Source organism: Demequina activiva (assembly GCF_016862815.1).
Classification (GTDB): Bacteria; Actinomycetota; Actinomycetes; order Actinomycetales; family Demequinaceae; genus Demequina; species Demequina activiva.
This window is the reverse complement of the sequence record NZ_BONR01000004.1, coordinates 240,762-260,421: the sequence shown is the minus strand read 5'-3', so window position 1 is coordinate 260,421 and position 19,660 is coordinate 240,762. Positions and strand designations below refer to the sequence as shown.

13 protein-coding genes are annotated in these 19,660 nt (G+C 69.3%); 8 read left to right on the top strand and 5 right to left on the bottom strand.

Annotated features, from left to right (window positions below; translation table 11 throughout):
- Positions 1 to 145 precede the first annotated feature (145 nt).
- Positions 146 to 2,146, bottom strand: a complete 2,001-nt coding sequence (locus Dac01nite_RS10265) for an alpha-1,4-glucan--maltose-1-phosphate maltosyltransferase (RefSeq protein WP_203656621.1) — start codon at positions 2,144 to 2,146, stop codon at positions 146 to 148.
- 96 nt (positions 2,147 to 2,242) lie between these two features.
- On the bottom strand, positions 2,243 to 3,262 hold the full coding sequence (locus tag Dac01nite_RS10260; RefSeq protein WP_203656620.1) for a LacI family DNA-binding transcriptional regulator: 1,020 nt from the start codon (positions 3,260 to 3,262) through the stop codon (positions 2,243 to 2,245).
- A 188-nt stretch (positions 3,263 to 3,450) separates the two neighbouring features.
- Here Dac01nite_RS10260 and Dac01nite_RS10255 point away from each other — a divergent pair, with 188 nt between their 5' ends.
- From Dac01nite_RS10255 to Dac01nite_RS10235, 5 genes are all read left to right on the top strand, one after another.
- Entirely contained in the window at positions 3,451 to 5,469 is a 2,019-nt protein-coding gene (locus tag Dac01nite_RS10255; protein WP_203656619.1) for a beta-galactosidase, read from the top strand.
- 153 nt (positions 5,470 to 5,622) lie between these two features.
- Positions 5,623 to 6,891: a sugar ABC transporter substrate-binding protein gene (locus Dac01nite_RS10250; protein WP_203656617.1), complete on the top strand. Its 1,269-nt coding sequence runs from the start codon at positions 5,623 to 5,625 to the stop codon at positions 6,889 to 6,891.
- A gap of 99 nt (positions 6,892 to 6,990) precedes the next feature.
- Positions 6,991 to 8,598, top strand: coding sequence for an ABC transporter permease subunit (locus Dac01nite_RS10245; RefSeq protein WP_203656615.1), 1,608 nt, complete (start codon positions 6,991 to 6,993; stop codon positions 8,596 to 8,598).
- The gene (locus Dac01nite_RS10240) at positions 8,598 to 9,503 is read left to right on the top strand and encodes a sugar ABC transporter permease (protein WP_203656613.1); all 906 of its coding nucleotides are present in this window, start codon (positions 8,598 to 8,600) and stop codon (positions 9,501 to 9,503) included. The genes Dac01nite_RS10245 and Dac01nite_RS10240 overlap by 1 nt, the downstream gene beginning before the upstream one ends.
- 220 nt (positions 9,504 to 9,723) lie before the next feature.
- Positions 9,724 to 13,143 (top strand): glycosyl hydrolase 53 family protein, encoded by a 3,420-nt coding sequence (locus tag Dac01nite_RS10235; protein ID WP_203656611.1) that lies wholly within the window; start codon positions 9,724 to 9,726, stop codon positions 13,141 to 13,143.
- A gap of 65 nt (positions 13,144 to 13,208) precedes the next feature.
- On the opposite strand, the gene glgX is transcribed toward Dac01nite_RS10235, so the two are convergent.
- Positions 13,209 to 15,347 carry a glycogen debranching protein GlgX gene (glgX, locus tag Dac01nite_RS10230; protein WP_203656609.1) on the bottom strand — a complete coding sequence of 713 codons (2,139 nt, stop codon included), beginning with the start codon at positions 15,345 to 15,347 and terminating at the stop codon, positions 13,209 to 13,211.
- An 86-nt stretch (positions 15,348 to 15,433) separates the two neighbouring features.
- Between glgX and Dac01nite_RS10225 the strand changes: the two genes are divergently transcribed.
- On the top strand, positions 15,434 to 16,264 hold the full coding sequence (locus Dac01nite_RS10225; RefSeq protein ID WP_203656607.1) for an ion transporter: 831 nt from the start codon (positions 15,434 to 15,436) through the stop codon (positions 16,262 to 16,264).
- A gap of 9 nt (positions 16,265 to 16,273) precedes the next feature.
- On the opposite strand, the gene Dac01nite_RS10220 is transcribed toward Dac01nite_RS10225, so the two are convergent.
- Positions 16,274 to 16,909 (bottom strand): DUF5701 family protein, encoded by a 636-nt coding sequence (locus Dac01nite_RS10220; RefSeq protein WP_203656605.1) that lies wholly within the window; start codon positions 16,907 to 16,909, stop codon positions 16,274 to 16,276.
- Between the two features lie 80 nt (positions 16,910 to 16,989).
- Here Dac01nite_RS10220 and Dac01nite_RS10215 point away from each other — a divergent pair, with 80 nt between their 5' ends.
- Complete coding sequence (locus Dac01nite_RS10215) at positions 16,990 to 17,778, top strand: electron transfer flavoprotein subunit beta/FixA family protein (RefSeq protein ID WP_203656603.1); 789 nt, start codon at positions 16,990 to 16,992, stop codon at positions 17,776 to 17,778.
- Entirely contained in the window at positions 17,775 to 18,725 is a 951-nt protein-coding gene (locus tag Dac01nite_RS10210; RefSeq protein WP_203656601.1) for an electron transfer flavoprotein subunit alpha/FixB family protein, read from the top strand. Before Dac01nite_RS10215 ends, Dac01nite_RS10210 begins: the two co-directional genes overlap by 4 nt.
- Positions 18,726 to 18,735: 10 nt before the next feature.
- On the opposite strand, the gene Dac01nite_RS10205 is transcribed toward Dac01nite_RS10210, so the two are convergent.
- Positions 18,736 to 19,563 (bottom strand): oxidoreductase, encoded by an 828-nt coding sequence (locus tag Dac01nite_RS10205; RefSeq protein WP_203656599.1) that lies wholly within the window; start codon positions 19,561 to 19,563, stop codon positions 18,736 to 18,738.
- Positions 19,564 to 19,660: the final 97 nt, after the last annotated feature.

Here is a 19,660-nt window from a genome sequence, read left to right as displayed (position 1 = left end):
TCGTCGCCCGTGAAGGGCACGACCGCGTCGCTGTTGGTCGTTATCTCCGACACTAGCGCGATTGCGGTGAGGTGGCGCCATCGCCGCGGCGCCCACGCCTGCGCATCGGCCCTGGTGGGGGAGATGCCGGGCACGGCCGGTGCGATCACAGGGCGCGCACTCCGGCCACGTGGGCCATGGTGACGGCGGGATCGAAGCGCACGTAGAACTCCCTGCCCCAGGTGTAGGTCGCGTCCGTGAGGGTGTCGTCCACCACGAGCCGCGCATCGTCGGCCAGGTCCAGGGCGTCCATGTCGAGAGTGATGATCGCGTCGTGGACCACATGGGGGTCGAAGCTCACGGCGACGATCACGGTGTCCGCGCGTCCGGTGGGGGACTCCTCCGCAGGCACGTGCCGGGAGAAGCACAGGATCTTGGGGTTCGAGCTGCGGTGCACGGTGAGGCCACGCAGGCGGCGCAGCGACACGTGACGGGAGCGGGCCCCGTTGAGGCGCTCGATCACGTCCTGGACGCCCAGGTCGTGGGCCTGGGACCAGTCGCGCGCCTTGTACTCGTACTTCTCGTTGTCGATCTGCTCCTCGACGCCGGGCCGCGGCACGTTCTCGACCAGCTCGTACCCGGTGTAGATGCCGTAGGAGGGGGAGCCGGTCGCTGCGAGCACCGCGCGGGCCTTGAAGATCGCCGCTCCGCCCGACTGCATGTCCGGCGTGAGGATGTCGTGCGTCGTGGGCCAGAAGTTGGGCCGCATGTAGAACGACCCCTTGCCCGCGAGCTCCTCGAGGTACTCGCCCATCTCCTCCGCGTTCTGGCGCCACGTGAAGTAGGTGTAGCTCTGGTGGAAGCCGATGCGCGCGAGGGTGTGCATCATGGCGGGCCGGGTGAAGGCCTCCGACAGGAAGATCACCTCGGGGTGCGTACGCGCGATGTCGGTGATCAGGCGCTCCCAGAACGTCAACGGCTTGGTGTGGGGGTTGTCGACGCGGAAGAGCGTGACGCCGGCATCGATCCACACCTGCAGCACGTCACGGATGGCCTGGTAGATGCCTTCCGGGTCGTTGTCGAAGTTGAGCGGGTAGATGTCCTGGTACTTCTTGGGCGGGTTCTCCGCGTACGCGATGGTGCCGTCCGCGCGGGTGGTGAACCACTCCGGGTGCTCGGTGACCCAGGGGTGGTCGGGAGAGCACTGCAGGGCGAGGTCGAGCGCGACCTCGAGGTCGTGCTCGTGAGCGCGGCGCACGAAGTTCTGGAACTGCCGCATGGTCCCCAGCTCCGGGTGGATCGCGTCATGGCCGCCGTCGACGCCACCGATCGCGTAGGGGCTGCCGGGGTCGCCAGGCTCCGCCTTGAGCGAGTTGTTGCGCCCCTTGCGATGCGTGAGCCCGATGGGGTGGATGGGAGTCAGATACACCACGTCGAATCCCATGGCTGCGATCTCCGGGAGCCGCTTGGCCGCGGTCGCGAAGGTTCCCCCGCGCCACTCGCCGGTGCGCTTGTTGAACCTGGCGCCCTCGGAGCGCGGGAAGATCTCGTACCACGCGGACACCAGCGCCTTCTCGCGTTGGATCAGCAGGGGGTACTCCCGGGACGGGCTCACCCATTCGCGCAGCGGGCGCTCGGTGAGCTCCTCGCGAACGGCCTCGTCGATCGCGGGCGCGAGCCGCGACTCGGGGCTGAGGTCCACGTTCTGCAGCGTCGTGATGGCGTCCTCGAGCAGCGCCTTGCGGCCGGCCGTGCGGCGCACGGCCTTGACGGCGCGGCGCAGCACCGCCACGCCTTCGTCGAGCATCAGCTGGACGTCCACTCCCGCTCTGACCTTGACGTCGGCGGCGTGCGCCCAGGTCGCGTACGGGTCCGACCATGCCTCGACCCGGAAGGTGTGGTGGCCCTCGAGCTTGGGGATGTACGCGACCTCGTAGAGCGAGTTGCCCCAGTCCTTGCACGGCATGGGGAGCACGTCGCGCTTACCGTCGGGCCGCGTGACCACCACGGTCGCGCCCTCGGAGTCGTGGCCTTCACGGAAGATGGTCGCCCAGATGGGCACCGCCTCTCCCACCACTGCGCGGGCCGCCCAGCGGCCCTCCTCGAGCGATGGGCCCACGCCCACCACGGGTATGCGACCGACGGACAGCTCTCCTGGGAACGCCATGACTCGAACCTACCTGCACCGAGGGGGGTGGGTCACCATGGCGGCCGGCATTGCGCTCCGTCCGGCGTGCGCCGCCTGGCCGATGCGGGGGTCCGGTCAGGCCGTGGCGCGCACCACGAGCGGCGCCGGAAGCGTGATCGACGAGGCCTCCCGGCCCTCGACGATCGCGCAGAGCTGATCGACCATGTGCTCCGCGATCTGGTCGAACGGCTGGTGCATGGTGGTCAAGGGCGGGTCCAGGCGCTCGGCCAGGCCGGAGTCGTCGAACCCCACGACCGCGACGTCGCCCGGCACGGCGCGCCCGTGCTTGCGCAGCGTGGAGATCGCGCCTGCCGCCATGCGGTCCGAGGCGGCGAACACCGCGTCGATGTCCGGCGCGCGCTCGAGCAGCCGCTCCATGGCTGCCGCCCCCGATGCCGTCGAGTAGTCGCCTGCCTCGACCAGGGCGTCCTGATACGCGTCGCCCATCTCCTCCCGGTACCCCACGAGCCGGTACTTCCCGCCGGGCGTGTCCGCAGGCCCGGCGATCATGGCGATCCTGCTCCTTCCGGCGTCGACGAGGTGCCTGGTGGCCTCCCGGGCGGACCCGATCTCGTCGACCGAGACCGTGGTGACGTCATCCTGGTGGCCCAGCGGGATTCCGCACGCGACGGTGGGGATCCCGGACGCGATGAGCATCTCGAGCATGGGGTCTCGCTCATGGGAGGAGATCAGCAGCACGCCGTCCACGTGCCCCGCGCCCACGAAGTGGGCGACGTTCTGGCGTTCCTCATCCGTGCCGGCCAGCAGGAGCACGAGCGTCTGGTGGCGCTTGGCGACGGATTCCGCGGCGCCGCGCAGCAGGATCGAGAACGTGGGGTCGTCGAACAGCAGCTGAGTGGGCTCCGTGAGGAGGAACGCGACGGAGCCGGCCTTGCCCGTGGCCAGGGAGCGGGCGTGGTGATTGGCGTAGTAGCCCGTGGACTCGATGGCCGCCTCGACGGCTGCCCGGGCCTCGGGAGACACCCAGTGGCCCCCGTTGATCACGCGCGACACCGTGCCGCGCGAGACGCCGGCTGCCGCGGCGACGTCGCGGATGGTCGGCTTGCGTCGCTTGGCGCCATCGTCGCGTGTCACGGTGGTAGAGCCTAGCCGCGTTTGACTCCCAGCGGGAGTCCGGCTGTGCACGGTCACAGTTCGGTAACGGGACCGCTCTCGGTTTGCATCCGGGTGGGCCGAGGCGTAGAACTGTGACCGGTCACAGTTCCTGATTCGCTGTGACGCGAGCAGCGGCGCACGGCGTCGCCCGACCCGATGGAGCGTCAATGACGGCAGATGCCTGGCCCGCCCTCGATGGCCTGGTCTACGGCGGGGACTACAACCCCGAGCAGTGGCCACGCGAGGTGTGGGATGAGGACGTCCGCCTGATGCGCGAGGCCGGGGTGAACCTGGTCTCCGTGGGCATCTTCTCCTGGGCCATGCTCGAGCCCAAGGAGGGCCTGTACGACTTCGCGTGGATGGACGATCTCCTCGACCTGCTGCACGCTCACGGCATCTCCGCGGACCTGGGCACCCCGAGCGTGTCTCCGCCGGCGTGGTTCTTCGACGCGTACCCCGACGCCCGCGTCACCACCAAGGACGGCACCGTCATGGGATTCGGCTCGCGCGGCATGGCCTCGCATGCCTCGCCCGAGTACCGCGCCGCGATCGAGCGCATGGCGGGCGAGCTCGCGCAGCGCTACGGATCGCACCCCGCCGTGGTGCTGTGGCATGTGCACAACGAGTACGGCGTGCCGGTCGCGGAGGACTTCGGACCTCGCGCGGTCGCCTCGTGGCACCGGTGGCTCCAGGAACGCTACTCGACGCTGGAGGGCCTCAACTCTGCGTGGGGAACGGCCTTCTGGGGCCAGCGCTACGACGACTGGGAGCACGTCGTCGCCCCTGCCGCGACGCCCACGATCGCGAACCCGGCGATGAGGCTCGACTGGGCGCGCTTCACGGACGATCAGCTGCGCGAGTGCTTCCGCATCGAGCGCGACGCGATCCGCGCGCATGCCACGCAGCCCATCACCACCAACTTCATGGCCCATCAGTCCTGGAACACGGACCTGTGGAAGTGGGCGCAGGAGGTCGACGTGGTCGCGGACGATCACTACCTGTGGTCGCCCGACGAGGACGCGCACATCGGCCTCGCGCTGTCGGCGGATCTGACGCGATCGGTCGCGGGCGGTGCGCCATGGATGCTGCTCGAGCACTCCACCTCCGCGGTCAACTGGCAGGGCCGCAACATCGCCAAGCGACCGGGGGAGATGCGCCGCAACGCGCTGACGCACCTGGGTCGCGGTGCGGACGCCATCATGTTCTTCCAGTGGCGCGCGTCGCGCTCGGGCGCGGAGAAGTTCCATTCGGCGATGGTGCCCCACGCGGGCACGGACTCACGGGTGTTCCGCGAGGTGGTCGAGTTGGGCGCGCATCTCAAGGATGCCGCCGAGGTCCAGGGATCGCGCGTGCACGCCGACGTCGCGGTGCTGTACGACTGGGAGTCGCTGTGGGCGCAGGACCTCGAGTGGCGTCCCTCCGACGACCTCCAGTTCCGCGAGCGCATGCGCGCCTACTACGAACGCCTGTGGCGCGACGGCGTGACCGTCGACTTCGCGCACCCCGAGCACGACCTCAGCCGCTACCGGCTGGTGGTGGCGCCCGCCTCCTACCTCCTCACCGCATCGGCCGGGCGCAATCTGACGCGCTACGTCGAGAACGGGGGCACGCTGCTGGTGAGCGCGTTCTCCGGGATCGTCGACGAGCACGACGCGGTTCACGAGGGCGGGTTCGGCGCTCCCCTCAAGGACGCGCTGGGCGTGACGGTCGAGGAGTTCCTGCCGCTGCGCGAGGGCGAGAGCTGCACGGTGGACCTGGACGGCACGGCGCTGCCCGCGGACGTCTGGAGCGAGCACATGCGTCTGGCGGGGGCCGATGCGCGGGGAACCTTCCGTGACGGACCCGCCGCGGGGATGCCCGCCATCACGCGTCACTCTCACGGCGCGGGGCACGGCTGGTACGTCGGCACACGCCTCAGCGCCGCAGCCCTCGCGGGGGTGATGCCTGCCATCTATGCGGACGCCGGCGTGGAGACTGCGGCGCAGGCCGAGGACCTCGAGGTGGTCATCCGCCGCGGGGACGCACACGACTTCGTCATCGCCGTCAACCATGGCGCCGCTGACGCAGAGCTGGAGATCTCGGGAACCGATCTGCTGACCGGTGCCGCGATCGACGGGACGCTCGAGCTGGTGGGAGGCGGCGTGGCCGTGGTCCGCACTGCTCGGCAGGGAGGCGGTCACGGCTGATCGGTTCCTCGGCGGCACGAGCCGCCAGGTCACGAAACCACCACAGAACACCACAAACCTCGCAGGCCGCTTAGCCTGAGAGAACCAGTCGGTCGCAGCGACGCGATCTCGCTCGAGAAGCGCGATGCGGCCCATCCTTGGAAGGAAGAGAAGATGCGCAAGCAGATTGGAATGGGAGCCGCGTTCGTGGCGACCGCAGCGCTCCTTGCTGCGTGCAGCAGCGACCCCGAGCCCGCAGAGACCCCCTCGGCTGAGGCCGAGACGAGCGAGACCGCCGAGGCCCCCTCCGGCGAAGGCGCCGAGCTCGTGGTCTGGACCGACGCCGAGCGCGAGGAGGCGCTCGCCACCGCCGCCGAGCAGTTCGAGGCGGACACCGGCGCGACCGTGACGCTGGTCCAGAAGAACTTCGAGGACCTCCGCAACGACTTCATCGCCCAGGTCCCCACCGGTGAGGGCCCCGACATCACCGTGGGCGCGCACGACTGGCTGGGCGCTCTCATCGAGGCGGGCGTCGTCAACACGCTGGACATCGGCGAGAAGGCCGCCGACTTCCAGGAGGTGGCGCTGGACGCCATGACCTACGACGGGCAGCTGTACGGCCTGCCGTACTCCACCGAGGCCATCGCGCTCATCCAGAACGCTGACCTCGTGGGCGACACGGCACCCACCACCTGGGAGGAGATGATCCAGATGTCGGTGGACGCCGGCTTCGAGGACCGTCCGTTCATCCTGTTCACCAACGGCACGTCCGGCGACGGCTACAGCGCGTACCCGCTGCAGACGTCCTTTGGCGCACCGGTGTTCGTCCAGGACGAGTCCGGCTCGTACACGACCGAGGTCGGCATGGGCGGCGAGGCCGGCGAGGCGTTCGCGCAGTTCCTGTACGACAACGGCGCGGACGGGACCGGCTACTTCACCGACACGATCGACTACGACACCTCGAACGAGCTGTTCTCGTCCGGTGAGTCGCCGTTCATCCTGCAGGGTCCGTGGATGCCGTTCTTCGACGGCGGCGACATGAACCTGGTGGTCTCGCCCATGGTCACCGCCGGTGGCGAGCCCGCCGCCCCGTTCGTGGGCGTCCAGGGCTTCTACCTCAGCTCGCAGAGCGACAACGCCCTGCTCGCGAACGACTTCCTCGTGAACTACATGGCGACCGAGGACGCCCAGCGCACGCTGTACGAGGCGGACCCCCGCGTGCCGGCGCTGACCGCGCTGGCCGAGGAGGTCTCGACGGACCCCGTCACCGCCGGATTCGTGGAGTCCGCGGCGCTCGGAGTGCCCATGCCGTCGATCCCCGAGATGGGCAACGTGTGGGAGATCTGGAATGCCGCTGAGATCCAGCTCATCACCGGCAGCGCCGATGACCCCGCCGCTACCTGGAACGACATGGTGAGCGAGCTCGAGGCGAGCATCGGCTGACCCGACTGACGGGCCCGGCTGCGGCGGTGCAGTGCCGCCGCAGCCGGGTGCCGAGGCCGCCCTTCACATCGTGAGTTTGACCGTAGGACAGGAGCACCGATGACGGTCGAGACCGGCGCTGAGCGCCAGGACATCGAGCCCCAGGAGTCGCACGCGCGACGCTGGCGCGGGCTCGGCTGGGGCTTCGTGGCGAAGCTCCTGATGATGGCGCTCGTCAATGCGCTGGGCCTGTCCCTCATCCTGTCCGCGCTCAACGTCGAGGCGTGGGGCATCCTCGTCGCGTCCACGGTGCTGCTCGTCATCGCGGACCTGGTGTACTTCATGCGGCGCACCCTGCCGCTCAAGTACATCCTTCCCGGCCTGGTGTTCCTCTTCGTGTTCCAGGTGTTCACCCTGGGCTACACGGGGTATGTGGCCTTCACCAACTACGGCACCGGCCACGCGGGATCGATGGAGCAGGCCGTCGACGCCGCACTGATCCAGGACGAGCGGCGCGTCGAGGACTCCCCGTCGTATCCGCTCGCGATCGTTCAGAGCGATGGCGAGCTGGGGTTCGCCGTGACGGATTCCGAGGGCTTCGTGCTCGTGGGCACCGAGGAGGACGCGCTCGAAGCGGTCGACGGAGCGAGCGTCGACGAGTCCGGCACCCCCACCGAGGTCCCCGGATGGGAGATCGTCCCTCGCTCGGAGCTGTTCGCTGACCAGGATCTTCAGCAGCAGGTGGTCGACCTCCGCGTGCCCGTCTCGGACGAGGCCGTGGACGGGTCCATTCGCACGCGCGACGGACTCAGCGGCGCGATCTACACCTCCTCCCTCGAGTGGGACGAGGACGCGCTCACCTTGACGGACACCGAGACGGGAACGGTGTACCGCGCGTCTGACACCGGCAACTTCGTCGCGGACGACGGCAGCACGCTGCCCGCCGGCTGGGTCGTCACCGTCGGCTTCGACAACTTCGTGCGCGCCGTCACCGATGCCACGCTGGCCGGACCGCTGCTCAAGGTCACGGCGTGGACCTTCGTCTTCGCGATCCTCACCGTGCTGACCTCGTTCGGCCTGGGCCTGCTGTTCGCGATCATCTACAACGACCCGCGGATCCGCGCCCGCCGCAGCCTGCGGACCCTGTTCATCCTCCCGTACGCGTTCCCGGCGTTCATGTCAGCGCTCTTGTGGCGAGGCATGTTCAACCGTGAGTTCGGCATCATCAACGACTGGTTCTTCTTTGGCGCGGACATCAACTGGCTGGGGGATCCGTTCCTGGCCAAGGTGGTGATCCTGTGGGTCAACCTCTGGCTCAGCTATCCCTACTGGTTCCTCGTGTGCACCGGCGCGCTCCAGGCGCTGCCGGGCGAGACCATGGAGGCCGCGCGCATCGACGGCGCCGGACGGTGGCGCCAGTTCCGCTCGATCACCCTTCCGCTGCTGATGGTGTCGACCGCACCGCTGGCGATCGCGTCCTTCGCCTTCAACTTCAACAACTTCACGATCATCTACATGCTCACCGAGGGCGGTCCACCGTTCCCTGGAACCTCGGGGCTCGGCTCGACGGACATCCTCATCTCCGCCATCTACAACATCTCCGGCGTCGCCGGCGGCGCTGCCGACTACGGCCTCGCCTCCGCACTGTCCATCGTCGTGTTCGTGATCGTCGGCATCATCTCCGCGATCGCCTTCCGCCAGACCCGCAAGCTCGAGGAGATCCAGTGATGTCCGAGCAGACCGTGACCGCGACGGCCGGCGACACCCGGCCGCGCAGGACGCCCACCCGACGCTCTCGCTGGTGGGGCGAGGTGGGGTGGAAGTACCCGCTCGCCGCCGTCATCATCTTCTACTCGATCTTCCCGCTGGTGTACGTGCTGTCCGCGTCGCTGTCGGACTCCGGCACGCTGTCCGGATCGAGTGCGCTGTTCAGCGACCTCTCGCTGGCCAACTACGCGGCGCTCAGCGACACGTCGTACTGGACCTGGGTCGCCAACACGCTGATCGTGGGCGCCGCATCGTCGTTCGGTGCGGTGCTCATGGGCGCCGCCGCGGCCTACGCGTTCTCGCGCTTCCGCTTCACCGGCCGGCGCCCGGGGCTCACGGCGCTGCTGATCATCCAGATGTTCCCCCAGACGGTCGCGTTCATCTCCGTGTTCCTGCTGCTGACCGCGCTGGGCAACGTCGCGCCGTACCTGGGCATCAACTCCAAGATCGCGCTGATCTGCGTGTACCTGGGCGGCGCGCTGGGCGCCAACACCTTCCTCATGTACGGCTTCTTCAACTCGATCCCCACAGAGATCGACGAGGCGGCGAAGATCGACGGCGCCACGCACGCGCAGATCTACTGGAAGCTCATCATGCCGCTCGTGACGCCCATTCTCGCGGTGGTGGGACTGCTGGCGTTCATCTCCGCCTTCGGCGACTTCATCCTCGCGAAGATCGTGCTGGTCTCCGAGGATCAGTGGACGCTCGCGGTGGGCATGTACCAGTGGGTGTCCAACCAGCTCACCAGCAACTGGGGCCTGTTCGCCGCCGGTGCCGTCATCGCGGCGATTCCCGTGCTGATCCTGTTCCTCTCGCTCCAGCGCTACATCGTCGGCGGCCTGTCCGCAGGCTCCGTCAAGGGCTAGGCGGCACTCGTGGCTCGTCCTGCGCTGCACGCGGCGCGACACCGGCTGGGACCGCTCCCAGCAGACGATGCCGCACCCGTCTCGGAGCCGGATGCGCTCGACACTTACGTGCGCGGGGCCCCGATGGCCCCCGCGCTGAGGGAGCCGCGGGGCGAACGCCGCCGCGGGTGAGAGCCGGGCTCGCCGGCTCGCGATCAAGGACGATCGAAGGGATGGACGCATGACCATGCGACACGGATGGAGGGCGGTCACGGCGACCGCTCTCGCGGGCGCGTTGGGCGCCACGGCACTCGCCGGCACGGCGATGGCGGCGGAGGGCGACGAGCCGGTCGAGGCCGGGATCACGGTGCCCAAGGTCGACGGCCTCAGCGACGACTTCATGAACGGCGTCGACGCCTCGTCGATCCTCTCTCTCGAGGAGAGCGGGGTGACCTTCCGCGACTTCGACGGCGCCGAGGCGGACGTGTTCGACGTCATGGCCAGCGCGGGTGTGAACTACTCGCGCATCCGAGTGTGGAACGACCCGTACGACGCGGAGGGCAACGGCTACGGCGGCGGCACGGTGTCGCCCGAGCGCGCCACCGAGATCGGCGTGCGGTCGACCGACGCGGGCATGCGCGTGTTCGTGGACTTCCACTACGCGGACTTCTGGGCGCACCCCGGACAGCAGCCGGAGCCCAAGGCGTGGGACGGTTTGACGGTCTCCGAGAAGGCCGATGCCATGTACGACTTCACGGTCGACACCCTCACCATGATGGACGAGGCCGGCGTGGACGTGGGCATGGTGCAGATCGGCAACGAGAACTCCGGCCTGTTGCTCTCCGAGACGTCATGGCCCGCCTCCGGCGAGCTCTTCGATGCCGCGTCCCGTGGCGTGCGGGACGCACTGGGCGAGGACGTCAAGATCGCGATCCACTTCACCAACCCCGAGCGTGGCAACTACGGCTCGCTTGCTCAGAGCCTCGCGACCTACGACACCGATGCGTCGACCGCAGGCGTGCAGCCCATCGACTACGACGTGTTCGCATCGTCCTACTACGCGTACTGGCACGGCTCGCTGGAGAATCTCACGTCGCAGCTGAGCGCAGTCGCCGAGACCTACGGCAAGGAGGTCATCGTCGCGGAGACCTCGTGGGCGTACACGCTCGAGGACGGCGACGGCTACCCGAACAACATTCGCACCGCGTACGACCAGTACTCGACGTCGGTGCAGGGTCAGGCGCTCGCGGTCCGCGACGTCATCGACGCGGTCGCTCAGGTGGGCGACGCCGGTCTGGGCGTCTTCTACTGGGAGCCGGCCTGGCTGCCCGTGGGGCCGCCGAGCGAGGTCGAGGCCAACCGGGCGCTGTGGGAGGAGTTCGGCTCGGGCTGGGCGTCCTCGCATGCCTCCGAGTACAGCGCCGATGCCGCCGCGAACTACGGCGGCTCTGGCTGGGACAACCAGGCGCTGTTCGACTTCGAGGGCAACCCGCTCGAGTCGCTGCGCGTGTGGGACTACGTCCGCTACGGCACCGTGGGTCCGCGCGACGTCGATCAGGTGGCCTCGCCCACGATCACCGTCGTGGATGGCGAGTCCTGGACGCTGCCCTCGACCGTCGCCGTCTCCTACACCGACGGCACCACGGAGCAGCAGTCCGTGACCTGGGCGGCTCAGCCGTCGTGGATCACGGGTGCGGGCACCTACGAGGTGCCGGGCACCACCGAGGCCGGTCTCGATGCCGAGGCGGTCGTGACCGTGCTGGACGGCGCCACCGACGGTCAGAACTGGGTGGTCAATCCCGGATTCGAGGACGGCGTCACGCCATGGACCGGCACGGGCGCGGGTTACACCATCAGCGCCACGGATGATCCGTTCGAGGGCTCGCGGTCCACTCACTGGTACCGCTCCGGTGGGGACTTCACCTTCACGATCTCGCAGGAGGTCACGGGCGTCCCTGCGGGCGACTACCGCCTGTCCGCCCAGGCACAGGGCCGCGCGGCCGTGGCAGGCGAGTCGACGTCGATCTCGCTCGCTTCCGGCATCGAAAGCGCGTCCGCGCCGTTCGTGCTCAACGGCTACGAGGGCTGGCAGAACCCGCGCACCGGCGTGGTGACGGTCGCGGAGGGCCAGACGGTCACCGTGTCCGCCACCTTCGACCTCACCAGCGAGGCATGGGGCACCATCGACGAGTTCGAGCTCGTCGAGGTGGTCCCGGTGGTCGAGGCGGACACGAGCGCGTTGGAGGCCGTCGTGGCCGAGGGCGAGGGCGTCGACCGGGACGGCTGGACCGCTGTGTCTCTGCTGGCGTTCGACCGTGCGATGGCGCGGGCGGACTTCATCCTTGCGACGTCCGCACCCAGCCAGGACTCGGTGGATGCTGCGACGCAAGCTCTGCGCGACGCGATCGACGGCCTCGAGGAGGGCGACGGCTCCATCCCGGAGCCCACGGTCAGGCCAGTCGCGGTCAGCCTCGTGGAGGGTGACCCGGTCAAGTTGCCCTCGACGGTGACGGTGGTCGCGTACGACGACTCGACCACGAGCGAGTCCGTGACCTGGAGCGACGTGCTTGACCTCATCGCTGGGCCGGGCACGTACACGGTCGACGGTGTCACCGAGTCCGGCCTGGACGCCCTCGCCACAGTGACGGTCGACACTCGCGACTGGATCGACAACGGCGGGTTCGAGAACGGCGTCGACGACGTGGCTCCCTGGGAGCTGGTCGCCGAGCCGTGGCCGAGCGACGACGGCAGCTACTGGGTCAGCGCATCGGCCGGCTCGGCGGGAGACCAAGGCGACTTCGCGCTGAACTTCTACGTCCAGGCGCAGCCGTACACGTTCACGGCGCTGCAGGCCGTCGACCTGCCCGCCGGCACCTACGTGCTCACGGGCAGCGGCATGGGCGGCAGCGATGCAGGCGATCCCGCACAGGTCGAGCTGGTGGCCACCACGGACGGTGCTGAGCAGACCGCAGCGCTGTCGCTCACGGGGTGGCCCACGTGGGACACGCAGACTCTCGAGTTCGAGGTCAGCGAGGAAGCTGTGGTCGAGGTCGGCGCGCGCGGCGTCGCGGACCAGGGCGACTGGGGCTTCCTCGACGGCTTCACACTGGTGAGGTCCGCCGATGCGGCTGCAGACGTGAGCGCCTTGCAGGCTGCCGTGGACGAGGCGGAGGGAATCGACCGCGCGGCCTTCACAGCGGAGTCGCTCGCCGTGCTGGACCTCGCGGTCCAGCGAGCGGGCGTGGTGCTCCAGGCGAGCAGTCCGTCGCAGGCGCAGGTCGATGCCACGGTGGCCGGCATCGACGCGGCGCTCGCGAGTCTCGAGCGGGTCCCCGAGCCGATGTGCGAGATCGACTACGCCATCAACGGCCAGTGGCCGCGAGGCTTCATCTCGCAGGTGTGGATCTCGAACATCTCCGACGAGGCCATTCAGGGATGGGAGCTGTCATGGTCCTTCTCGGGCGACGAGCAGATCACGAACCTGTGGAGCGGCGAGCTGGTCCAGGACGGCACGCAGGTCACCGTGTCGAACCTGGCGTGGAACTCGACCATCAGGCCGGGCAAGCGCCTGACGTTCGGCTTCGTGGGCTCCACGTCGGAGGGCGCGTTCCCGGTGGACGCGTTCTCGATGAACGGTCAGCCCTGCATCCTGGCTGACTAGGAGCCCCGCACCCGCGTCGGCGGGCCGCGCTCAGCGGCCCGCCGACGCATGCGGCGCGACTGCCGTCAGGGGCGCGTCACGTACAGCTGGATCGACGTGGGCTCGATCTGGGTGCTCTCGCCCGGTCGCAGCGACTCGTCCTCGACGCCTTCGGGCGTCTCCCAGGCCGAGTCCCACGCGAGGTGCCACACGGGGCCGTCGTCCATCGGGATGGTGATCTCGACCTCGTCGCGCGAGCCGTTGATGATCAGCAGCGCATCGGCCTCGCCCGGCTCGCCGAGCGAGCGCATGAACTGGACCACGCGGGTGGCCGGGTCCTCCCACCACTCCTCGGTCTCCGGCGCGCCCGAGTTCGTGAACCACGCGGAGTCCGCGCGCGGGTTGCCGTCGCGCAGGTCGTGATCCTGGCCGTCGTAGAACTCGGCCGGCCGCAGCACCCGATGCGCGCGGCGCAGCGCGATCAGATGAGCCACCGAGGCGCGCAGATCGTCCTTCCACTCCGCGGGAGACCAGTCCACCCAGCCGATCTCGTTGTCCTGGCAGTAGGCATTGTTGTTGCCGCCCTGGCTGTTGCCGTACTCGTCGCCGCTCAGGATCATGGGTGTGCCGGCCGCCAGCAGTGTGGTTCCCAGCAGGTTGCGGATCGAGCGACGTCGCATCGCCAGGATCTCCGGCTCGTCGGTCGCGCCCTCGAAGCCGTGGTTCCACGAGCGGTTGTTGTCCGTGCCGTCGCGATTGTCCTCGCCGTTGGCCTCGTTGTGCTTGCCGTTGTACGCGGTCAGATCATGCGCCGTGAAGCCGTCGTGCGCCGTCACGAAGTTGATGGACGCGAACGGTCCACGCATGAGCGGAGGCTCGGTGTGGCCAAAGAGGTCGCTCGAGCCCGCAAGCCTCGTGGCGAGCTCCGGGGCGGTGGGGTGGTGGCGTCCACCCTTGGCGGTGTCCGTGAGCCAGTACGAGCGCATGCGGTCGCGGAAGCGGTCGTTCCACTCGCCCATGGGTGCCGGGAAGTTGCCCACCTGCCAGCCCCCGAGCCCCACGTCCCAGGGCTCGGCGATGAGCTTGACGCCGCCGAGGAGGGGATCCATCGTGATGCCCACCAGGAAGGGGTGACGTGTCGAGAAGCCGTGCCCGGTGCGTCCGAGCGTCACCGCGAGGTCGAAGCGGAAGCCATCCACGCCCACCTCCTGGACCCAGTACCGCAGCGAGTCCAGTGCGAGCTGGACCACCCGGGGGTGCGTGAAGTCGAGGGTGTTGCCGGTGCCGGTGGTGTCGTCATAGTGGCCGGGGTTGGTGGGCTGGTGGCGGTAGTAGCTGTGGTTGTCGAGGCCGCGGAAGTTCAGCACGCGGTCGCCCCAGCCGGCCTCGGCGGTGTGGTTGTAGACCACATCGAGGATCACCTCGAGCCCGGCCTGGTGCAGCAGGTCCACCATGCCCACGAACTCGTCGAGGACTCCCTGTGCTCCCTTGGCCCGTGCATCGGCCGTCGCGTAGGCGCTGTGGGGGGCGAAGAAGCCCATGGTCGAGTAGCCCCAGTAGTTGCTCAGGCCCGTGTCGTCCAGGTGCGGCTCCGACGCGAACTGGTGCACCGGCAGCAGCTCGACGGTGGTGACGCCCAGCGAGGTCAGGTACTCGATGGCGGCAGGGTGCGCGAGGCCTGCGTAGGTGCCGCGCAGCTCCTCCGGCACGGCCTCCATCTGCTGCGTGAAGCCCTTCACGTGCAGCTCGTAGATGACGGCGTCCTCCCACGCGATGCGCGGGTGCGGGGTCTGCCACGAGCCGCCCGGCTCCGCGGTCACCACGGAGCGCGGCACCAGCGAGGCCGTGTCCGTGCCATCGCGGTTGGACAGCAGCGCCTTGGCGCCCGGCGTGTTCATGGGCGTCACCTCGCCCTCGAAGCCTCGCGCGTAGGGATCCTGCAGCAGCTTCGCGGGGTTGTAGCGGTGGCCCTTCTTGGGCTGCCAGGGACCGTGCGCGCGGAAGCCGTAGCGCTGGCCCTCCGCGATGCCGGGCACGAACGCGTGCCACACGCCGGCCTTGGGGCCGAACAGCGGGACGCGCGTCTCGTTGTCGTCGTCATCGAACAGGCACAGGTCCACGCCGGTGGCATGGCCGGCATAGATGCCGACGTTCGCGCCGCCGTCCACGAGGTGAACGCCGAGGCGGTGGGGGAGCAGGGAGGGGGTGACGCCTTCTGGGGACATAGGGCCATTGTGCATGTGCCGGGTGACATTGCAGTGTCGCAGGCATGTCGAGTCTTGCCGACCTGGTCGGCACTACGCTTCCAGCCATGCCAGAGCAACCCGTCCTGTCGCCCGCACGCGCCCGCATCACGGCCCTCACCGAGTCCGGGCCCTTCCAGCGCACCATCATCGTCCTCATCGTCCTCAACGCGATCATCCTGGGCCTCGAGACCTACCCCGCCGTCATGGACAGCTGGGGCGGGGTGCTCGAGGCCGCGAACGCGATCATCGTGGGCCTCTTCGTGGTGGAGATCGCGCTGCGCATGTACGCCAACGGCGCGGCGTTCTGGAGGGACGGCTGGTCGCTGTTCGACTTCTTCGTGGTGGTCGTGGCGCTCATCCCGGCCGGCTCGGGATCAGAGGTGCTGCGCGTGCTCCGGCTCCTGCGGGTGCTGCGGCTGCTGAGCGCGGTGAAGTCCATGCGGATGGTGGTCAACGCCCTGATGGCGGCGATCCCCGGCATCGTCTCGATCGGCGCGCTGCTGGTGATGATCCTCTACATGTTCGCGGTCAGCTCCACGGTGCTGTTCGCGGACATGCGCCCGGAGGCGTTCGGGGACCTGTGGTCCTCCACCGTGTCGCTGTTCCGCATCATGATCTCCGACGGCTGGCCGGACCTGGTGGTGCCCATGTCGCAGGAGGCGGGCTGGATCGCCGGCTACTTCATCGTCTTCAACGTGGTGACCACGTTCATCGCGCTCAACCTGTTCGTGGCTGTGACGGTCGAGGCCATGAACCGCCGCCACGAGGTGGAGGCGGACCTGACCGGTGGCCACGGTGAGGAGCGTGCGGACGACGTGCAGTCGGAGGTCCTCGCCGAGCTGCGCGCCTTGCGCGAGCAGGTGTCGCGCCTCGAGGCCGCGACAGCGCAGCAGTAGCGGGGCGGCCTACACGGCCGTGCGCGAGGCGGCCGATGCGACGCCCAGCCACGAGTGCGGCACTCCCTGGAAGCACCAGCCCAGCTTGGGTGCCCTCTCCGAGATCCAGATCGCGGGGACGCGCTTGTCGCCGCGTGTCGAGCCGCCGAGCATGAAGCAGTGGTTCTTGTGCAGGAAGCCGGGATGCGCGGCCATGATCGACAGGCCTTCCGCGATGGTCAGCGGCGTGCGCTCGCGTGCGCCGATCCGGGGGAGCGCCTCACGCGGGGCGACGTCGCGGTACTCGTCGCCGCGCTCGACGTCCACCAGAAGGTAGACGGGGGCCTCCGGCACGGTCAGCTCGGGGCGCGCGCGGTACGGCGCGAGGCCCTCATCGCCGTGGTTGCGGTCCAGGATGCCCTCGCGCTCGGAGTCGGTGAGGCGCATGCCAGGCACACGTGGGGCGGGGTCGACGAGCGCGTCGGTGACGACGGCGATGTAGGGCAGGCGGCCTCCGCGGGCATCGGTCTCCTGAGAGAGGGCCGATGCGCTGGCCCGCACGGGCTCGAACAGTTGCCTGAACGCGGCCTCATCGATGCCGGCGAGGCCGGGCAGTCCGGCCGCGATGAACGCATCCACCTGATGGTCGAGAAGGATCGAGGGCATGGGCGTCTCCGTTCGTCGGCGATGGCGGCTGAGGCTCAACGCGCGGTCGATCACGAGCGTTCCCCCGGTAGGCTGGCCCCATGCGCATCCTGGTCACCGTCAAGCACACGCCTGACCTCCAGTCGAACCGCTCGTTCACCGAAGGCACCGTCACCCGCACCGCGGAGGATGGCTCCATGAACGAGCTCGACGAGAACGCCGTCGAGGCGGCGCTGCAACTGGTCGAGGCCGCCGGCGAGGGAGAGGTCTACGCCCTCACCGTGGGTGGCCCCGACGCGGTCGCCGCGGTTCGCAAGGCCCTCCAGCTGGGTGCCCACCACGCGATCCATGTGAGCGATGCCGCCATCGCCGGCTCCGACGTGTTCGGCACCGCGAAGGTGATCGCCGCGGCCGTGCGCAAGGTGCACGACGAGGCCCCGCTGGACCTGGTCATCACCGGCATGGCTGCGCTCGACGGCCTCACCTCGATGCTGCCCACGGCGCTCGCGGCCGAGCTCGACTGGTCGCAGCTCACGCTCGCATCGGGCCTGACCGTCGCGGACGGCGAGGCGACCATCGTGCGCCACCTGCCGGACGCACGCGAGACCGTCTCCGCGCCGCTGCCGGCCGTCGTGTCCGTGACGGACGAGGCCAACAAGCCGCGCTATCCCAACTTCAAGCTCATCATGGCCGCGCGCAAGGCCGAGGTCGCGACGTGGAGCCTGGCAGACCTGGGGGTCGACGCATCCGCCGTGGGTGCCGGGGCCGCCCGCACCACGGTCGTCGACGCGTCGGAGCGCCCTCCGCGCGAGAACCGCGTCAAGATCACCGACACGGGGGAGGGCGGCAACGCGCTCGCGGACTTCCTCATCGAGAAGGGACTCGCATGAGCGTCGCCGTCCTGATCGAGCACCGCGAGGGACACGTCTCCCGCCCGTCGCTCGAGGCACTGACCCTGGCCCGCACCCTGGGCGAGCCCGTCGCGGTGTGGTTGGGCGACGCCCCCACGGCCGATGCGGTGGCCCAGCTGGGCGAGTACGGCGCCACCGAGGTGAGGGTCGCCGCGGTGGGAGCCGATGCGCGCCTTCCCGCCAAGGCGGCCGCCGCGGTGGCCGCAGCCACCGAGGACGCCACCGTGGTGGTGGTGATCTCGACGTTCGCGAACAAGGAGATCGTGACGCGCCTCGCGGTCCTGACGGGCGCAGGCGTGGTCGTGGACGCCGCCGGCGCCGAGCTGGTGGAAGGCAAGGTCGAGACCACTCAGACCGTGTTCGCGGCCACCTGGAACGTGCGCACCCGCATCGATGCGGAGCGCGCGATCGTGGGCGTGCGACCCAACACCACGCAGGCGAGCCCGGCCGCGTCGCCGGTCGAGCCCAACGTCGTGGACATCGCCGTCGAGCTGCCCGAGACGCGTGAGACGGTCGTGTCCGTCGAGCCCATCCCGCAGGCCGATGGAGTGGCTCTCGACGAGGCACCCGTGGTCGTCTCCGGCGGCCGCGGCACCGGCGGCGACTACAGCCTCATCCAGGACTTCGCCGAGCTGTTGGGCGGCGCCGTGGGCGCCTCGCGCGACGCGACTGACGAGGGCTGGATCAGCCACGAGCACATGGTGGGCCAGACCGGCACCACGGTGACTCCGGCACTGTATGTTGCGTGCGGCATCTCCGGCGCGGTTCATCACCGCGGTGGCATGCAGGCCTCCGGCACCATCGTGGCGATCAACATGGACCCGGACGCGCCCATCTTCGAGATCAGCGACTTCGGTGTCGTGGGATCGCTGTTCGACGTGATCCCTCAGGCGATCGAGCGCATCGCGGCTCACCGCGCGGGTTGACCGCGCGACGCTAGCCGCGGGTGTCGATCGACAGCCCCAGCTCCTCCCACTGCTCGATCTCCGCGCTGAGTCCCTCGGCCTTGCCACGGCCCTGAGTGATGGCGTGCCGGCCGGCGAGCAGGTGCGTGGGAGGCTCGTCCATCTCGCTGAGCTGGAGCAGCACCCGAGCCAAGGCGTGAGGATCGCCGGGCTGATTGCCCGGCAGCGCGTGGATGCGCTCCCAGTACGGCTCCATGATCTCGGCGTAGTCCTCGAGGCCATCCTCGACCTTCGCGCCGGACGGGATCCACTCGGACCGCACCGGTCCGGGCTCGACGATGCTCACCTTGATCCCCAGGTGTGCGACTTCCTTGCACAGCGACTCCATGAATCCAGAGATCGCGAACTTCGACGCGCAGTAGTAGCCCATCCCGACGGAGCCGCGCACGCCCGCGATCGAGGAGATGGTGATGACATGGCCGGCGCGACGCTCTCGCAGGTGAGGCAGGAACGCAGTGGTCACATGCGCGGCTCCCCAGAAGTTCGCGTCCATCAGCGCGCGGGCCTGGGCGGGGTCGGACTCCTCGATGGTCGCGAAGTACCCGATGCCAGCGTTGTTGACCAGGACGTCGACACCGCCGGTGAGGCGTTCCGCATGGGCGACGGTCCGTGCGATCGCGTCCTGATCCGTGACGTCGAGCGCGAGCGCGGTCACCGTGTCGGGATGCGCGGCGACCAGGGCGTCGAGTGTCTCGGGGCGGCGCGCGGTGGCGACCACGGTGTGGCCGGCGGCTGCCGCAGCCTCCGCGGTCGCGCGCCCGATCCCCGTCGAGCAGCCAGTGACAAAAAAGGTCGCCATGAGTCCTCCTCGGGTGCTCCTCTCACGCTACCTGCGCCCAGGCAACACGACTGACACGCAGGTTTCACCCAGAGTTTTCCTGTTCGGGGTGCGCTCT

Coding starts and splice junctions, on each gene's coding strand:
- Dac01nite_RS10265 (WP_203656621.1), bottom strand. CDS start 2,146: ATGGCGTTCCCAGGAGAGCTGTCCGTCGGTCGCATACCCGTGGTGGGC.
- Dac01nite_RS10255 (WP_203656619.1), top strand. CDS start 3,451: ATGACGGCAGATGCCTGGCCCGCCCTCGATGGCCTGGTCTACGGCGGG.
- Dac01nite_RS10250 (WP_203656617.1), top strand. CDS start 5,623: ATGCGCAAGCAGATTGGAATGGGAGCCGCGTTCGTGGCGACCGCAGCG.
- Dac01nite_RS10245 (WP_203656615.1), top strand. CDS start 6,991: ATGACGGTCGAGACCGGCGCTGAGCGCCAGGACATCGAGCCCCAGGAG.
- Dac01nite_RS10240 (WP_203656613.1), top strand. CDS start 8,598: ATGTCCGAGCAGACCGTGACCGCGACGGCCGGCGACACCCGGCCGCGC.
- Dac01nite_RS10235 (WP_203656611.1), top strand. CDS start 9,724: ATGACCATGCGACACGGATGGAGGGCGGTCACGGCGACCGCTCTCGCG.
- glgX (WP_203656609.1), bottom strand. CDS start 15,347: ATGTCCCCAGAAGGCGTCACCCCCTCCCTGCTCCCCCACCGCCTCGGC.
- Dac01nite_RS10225 (WP_203656607.1), top strand. CDS start 15,434: ATGCCAGAGCAACCCGTCCTGTCGCCCGCACGCGCCCGCATCACGGCC.
- Dac01nite_RS10220 (WP_203656605.1), bottom strand. CDS start 16,909: ATGCCCTCGATCCTTCTCGACCATCAGGTGGATGCGTTCATCGCGGCC.
- Dac01nite_RS10215 (WP_203656603.1), top strand. CDS start 16,990: ATGCGCATCCTGGTCACCGTCAAGCACACGCCTGACCTCCAGTCGAAC.
- Dac01nite_RS10210 (WP_203656601.1), top strand. CDS start 17,775: ATGAGCGTCGCCGTCCTGATCGAGCACCGCGAGGGACACGTCTCCCGC.
- Dac01nite_RS10205 (WP_203656599.1), bottom strand. CDS start 19,563: ATGGCGACCTTTTTTGTCACTGGCTGCTCGACGGGGATCGGGCGCGCG.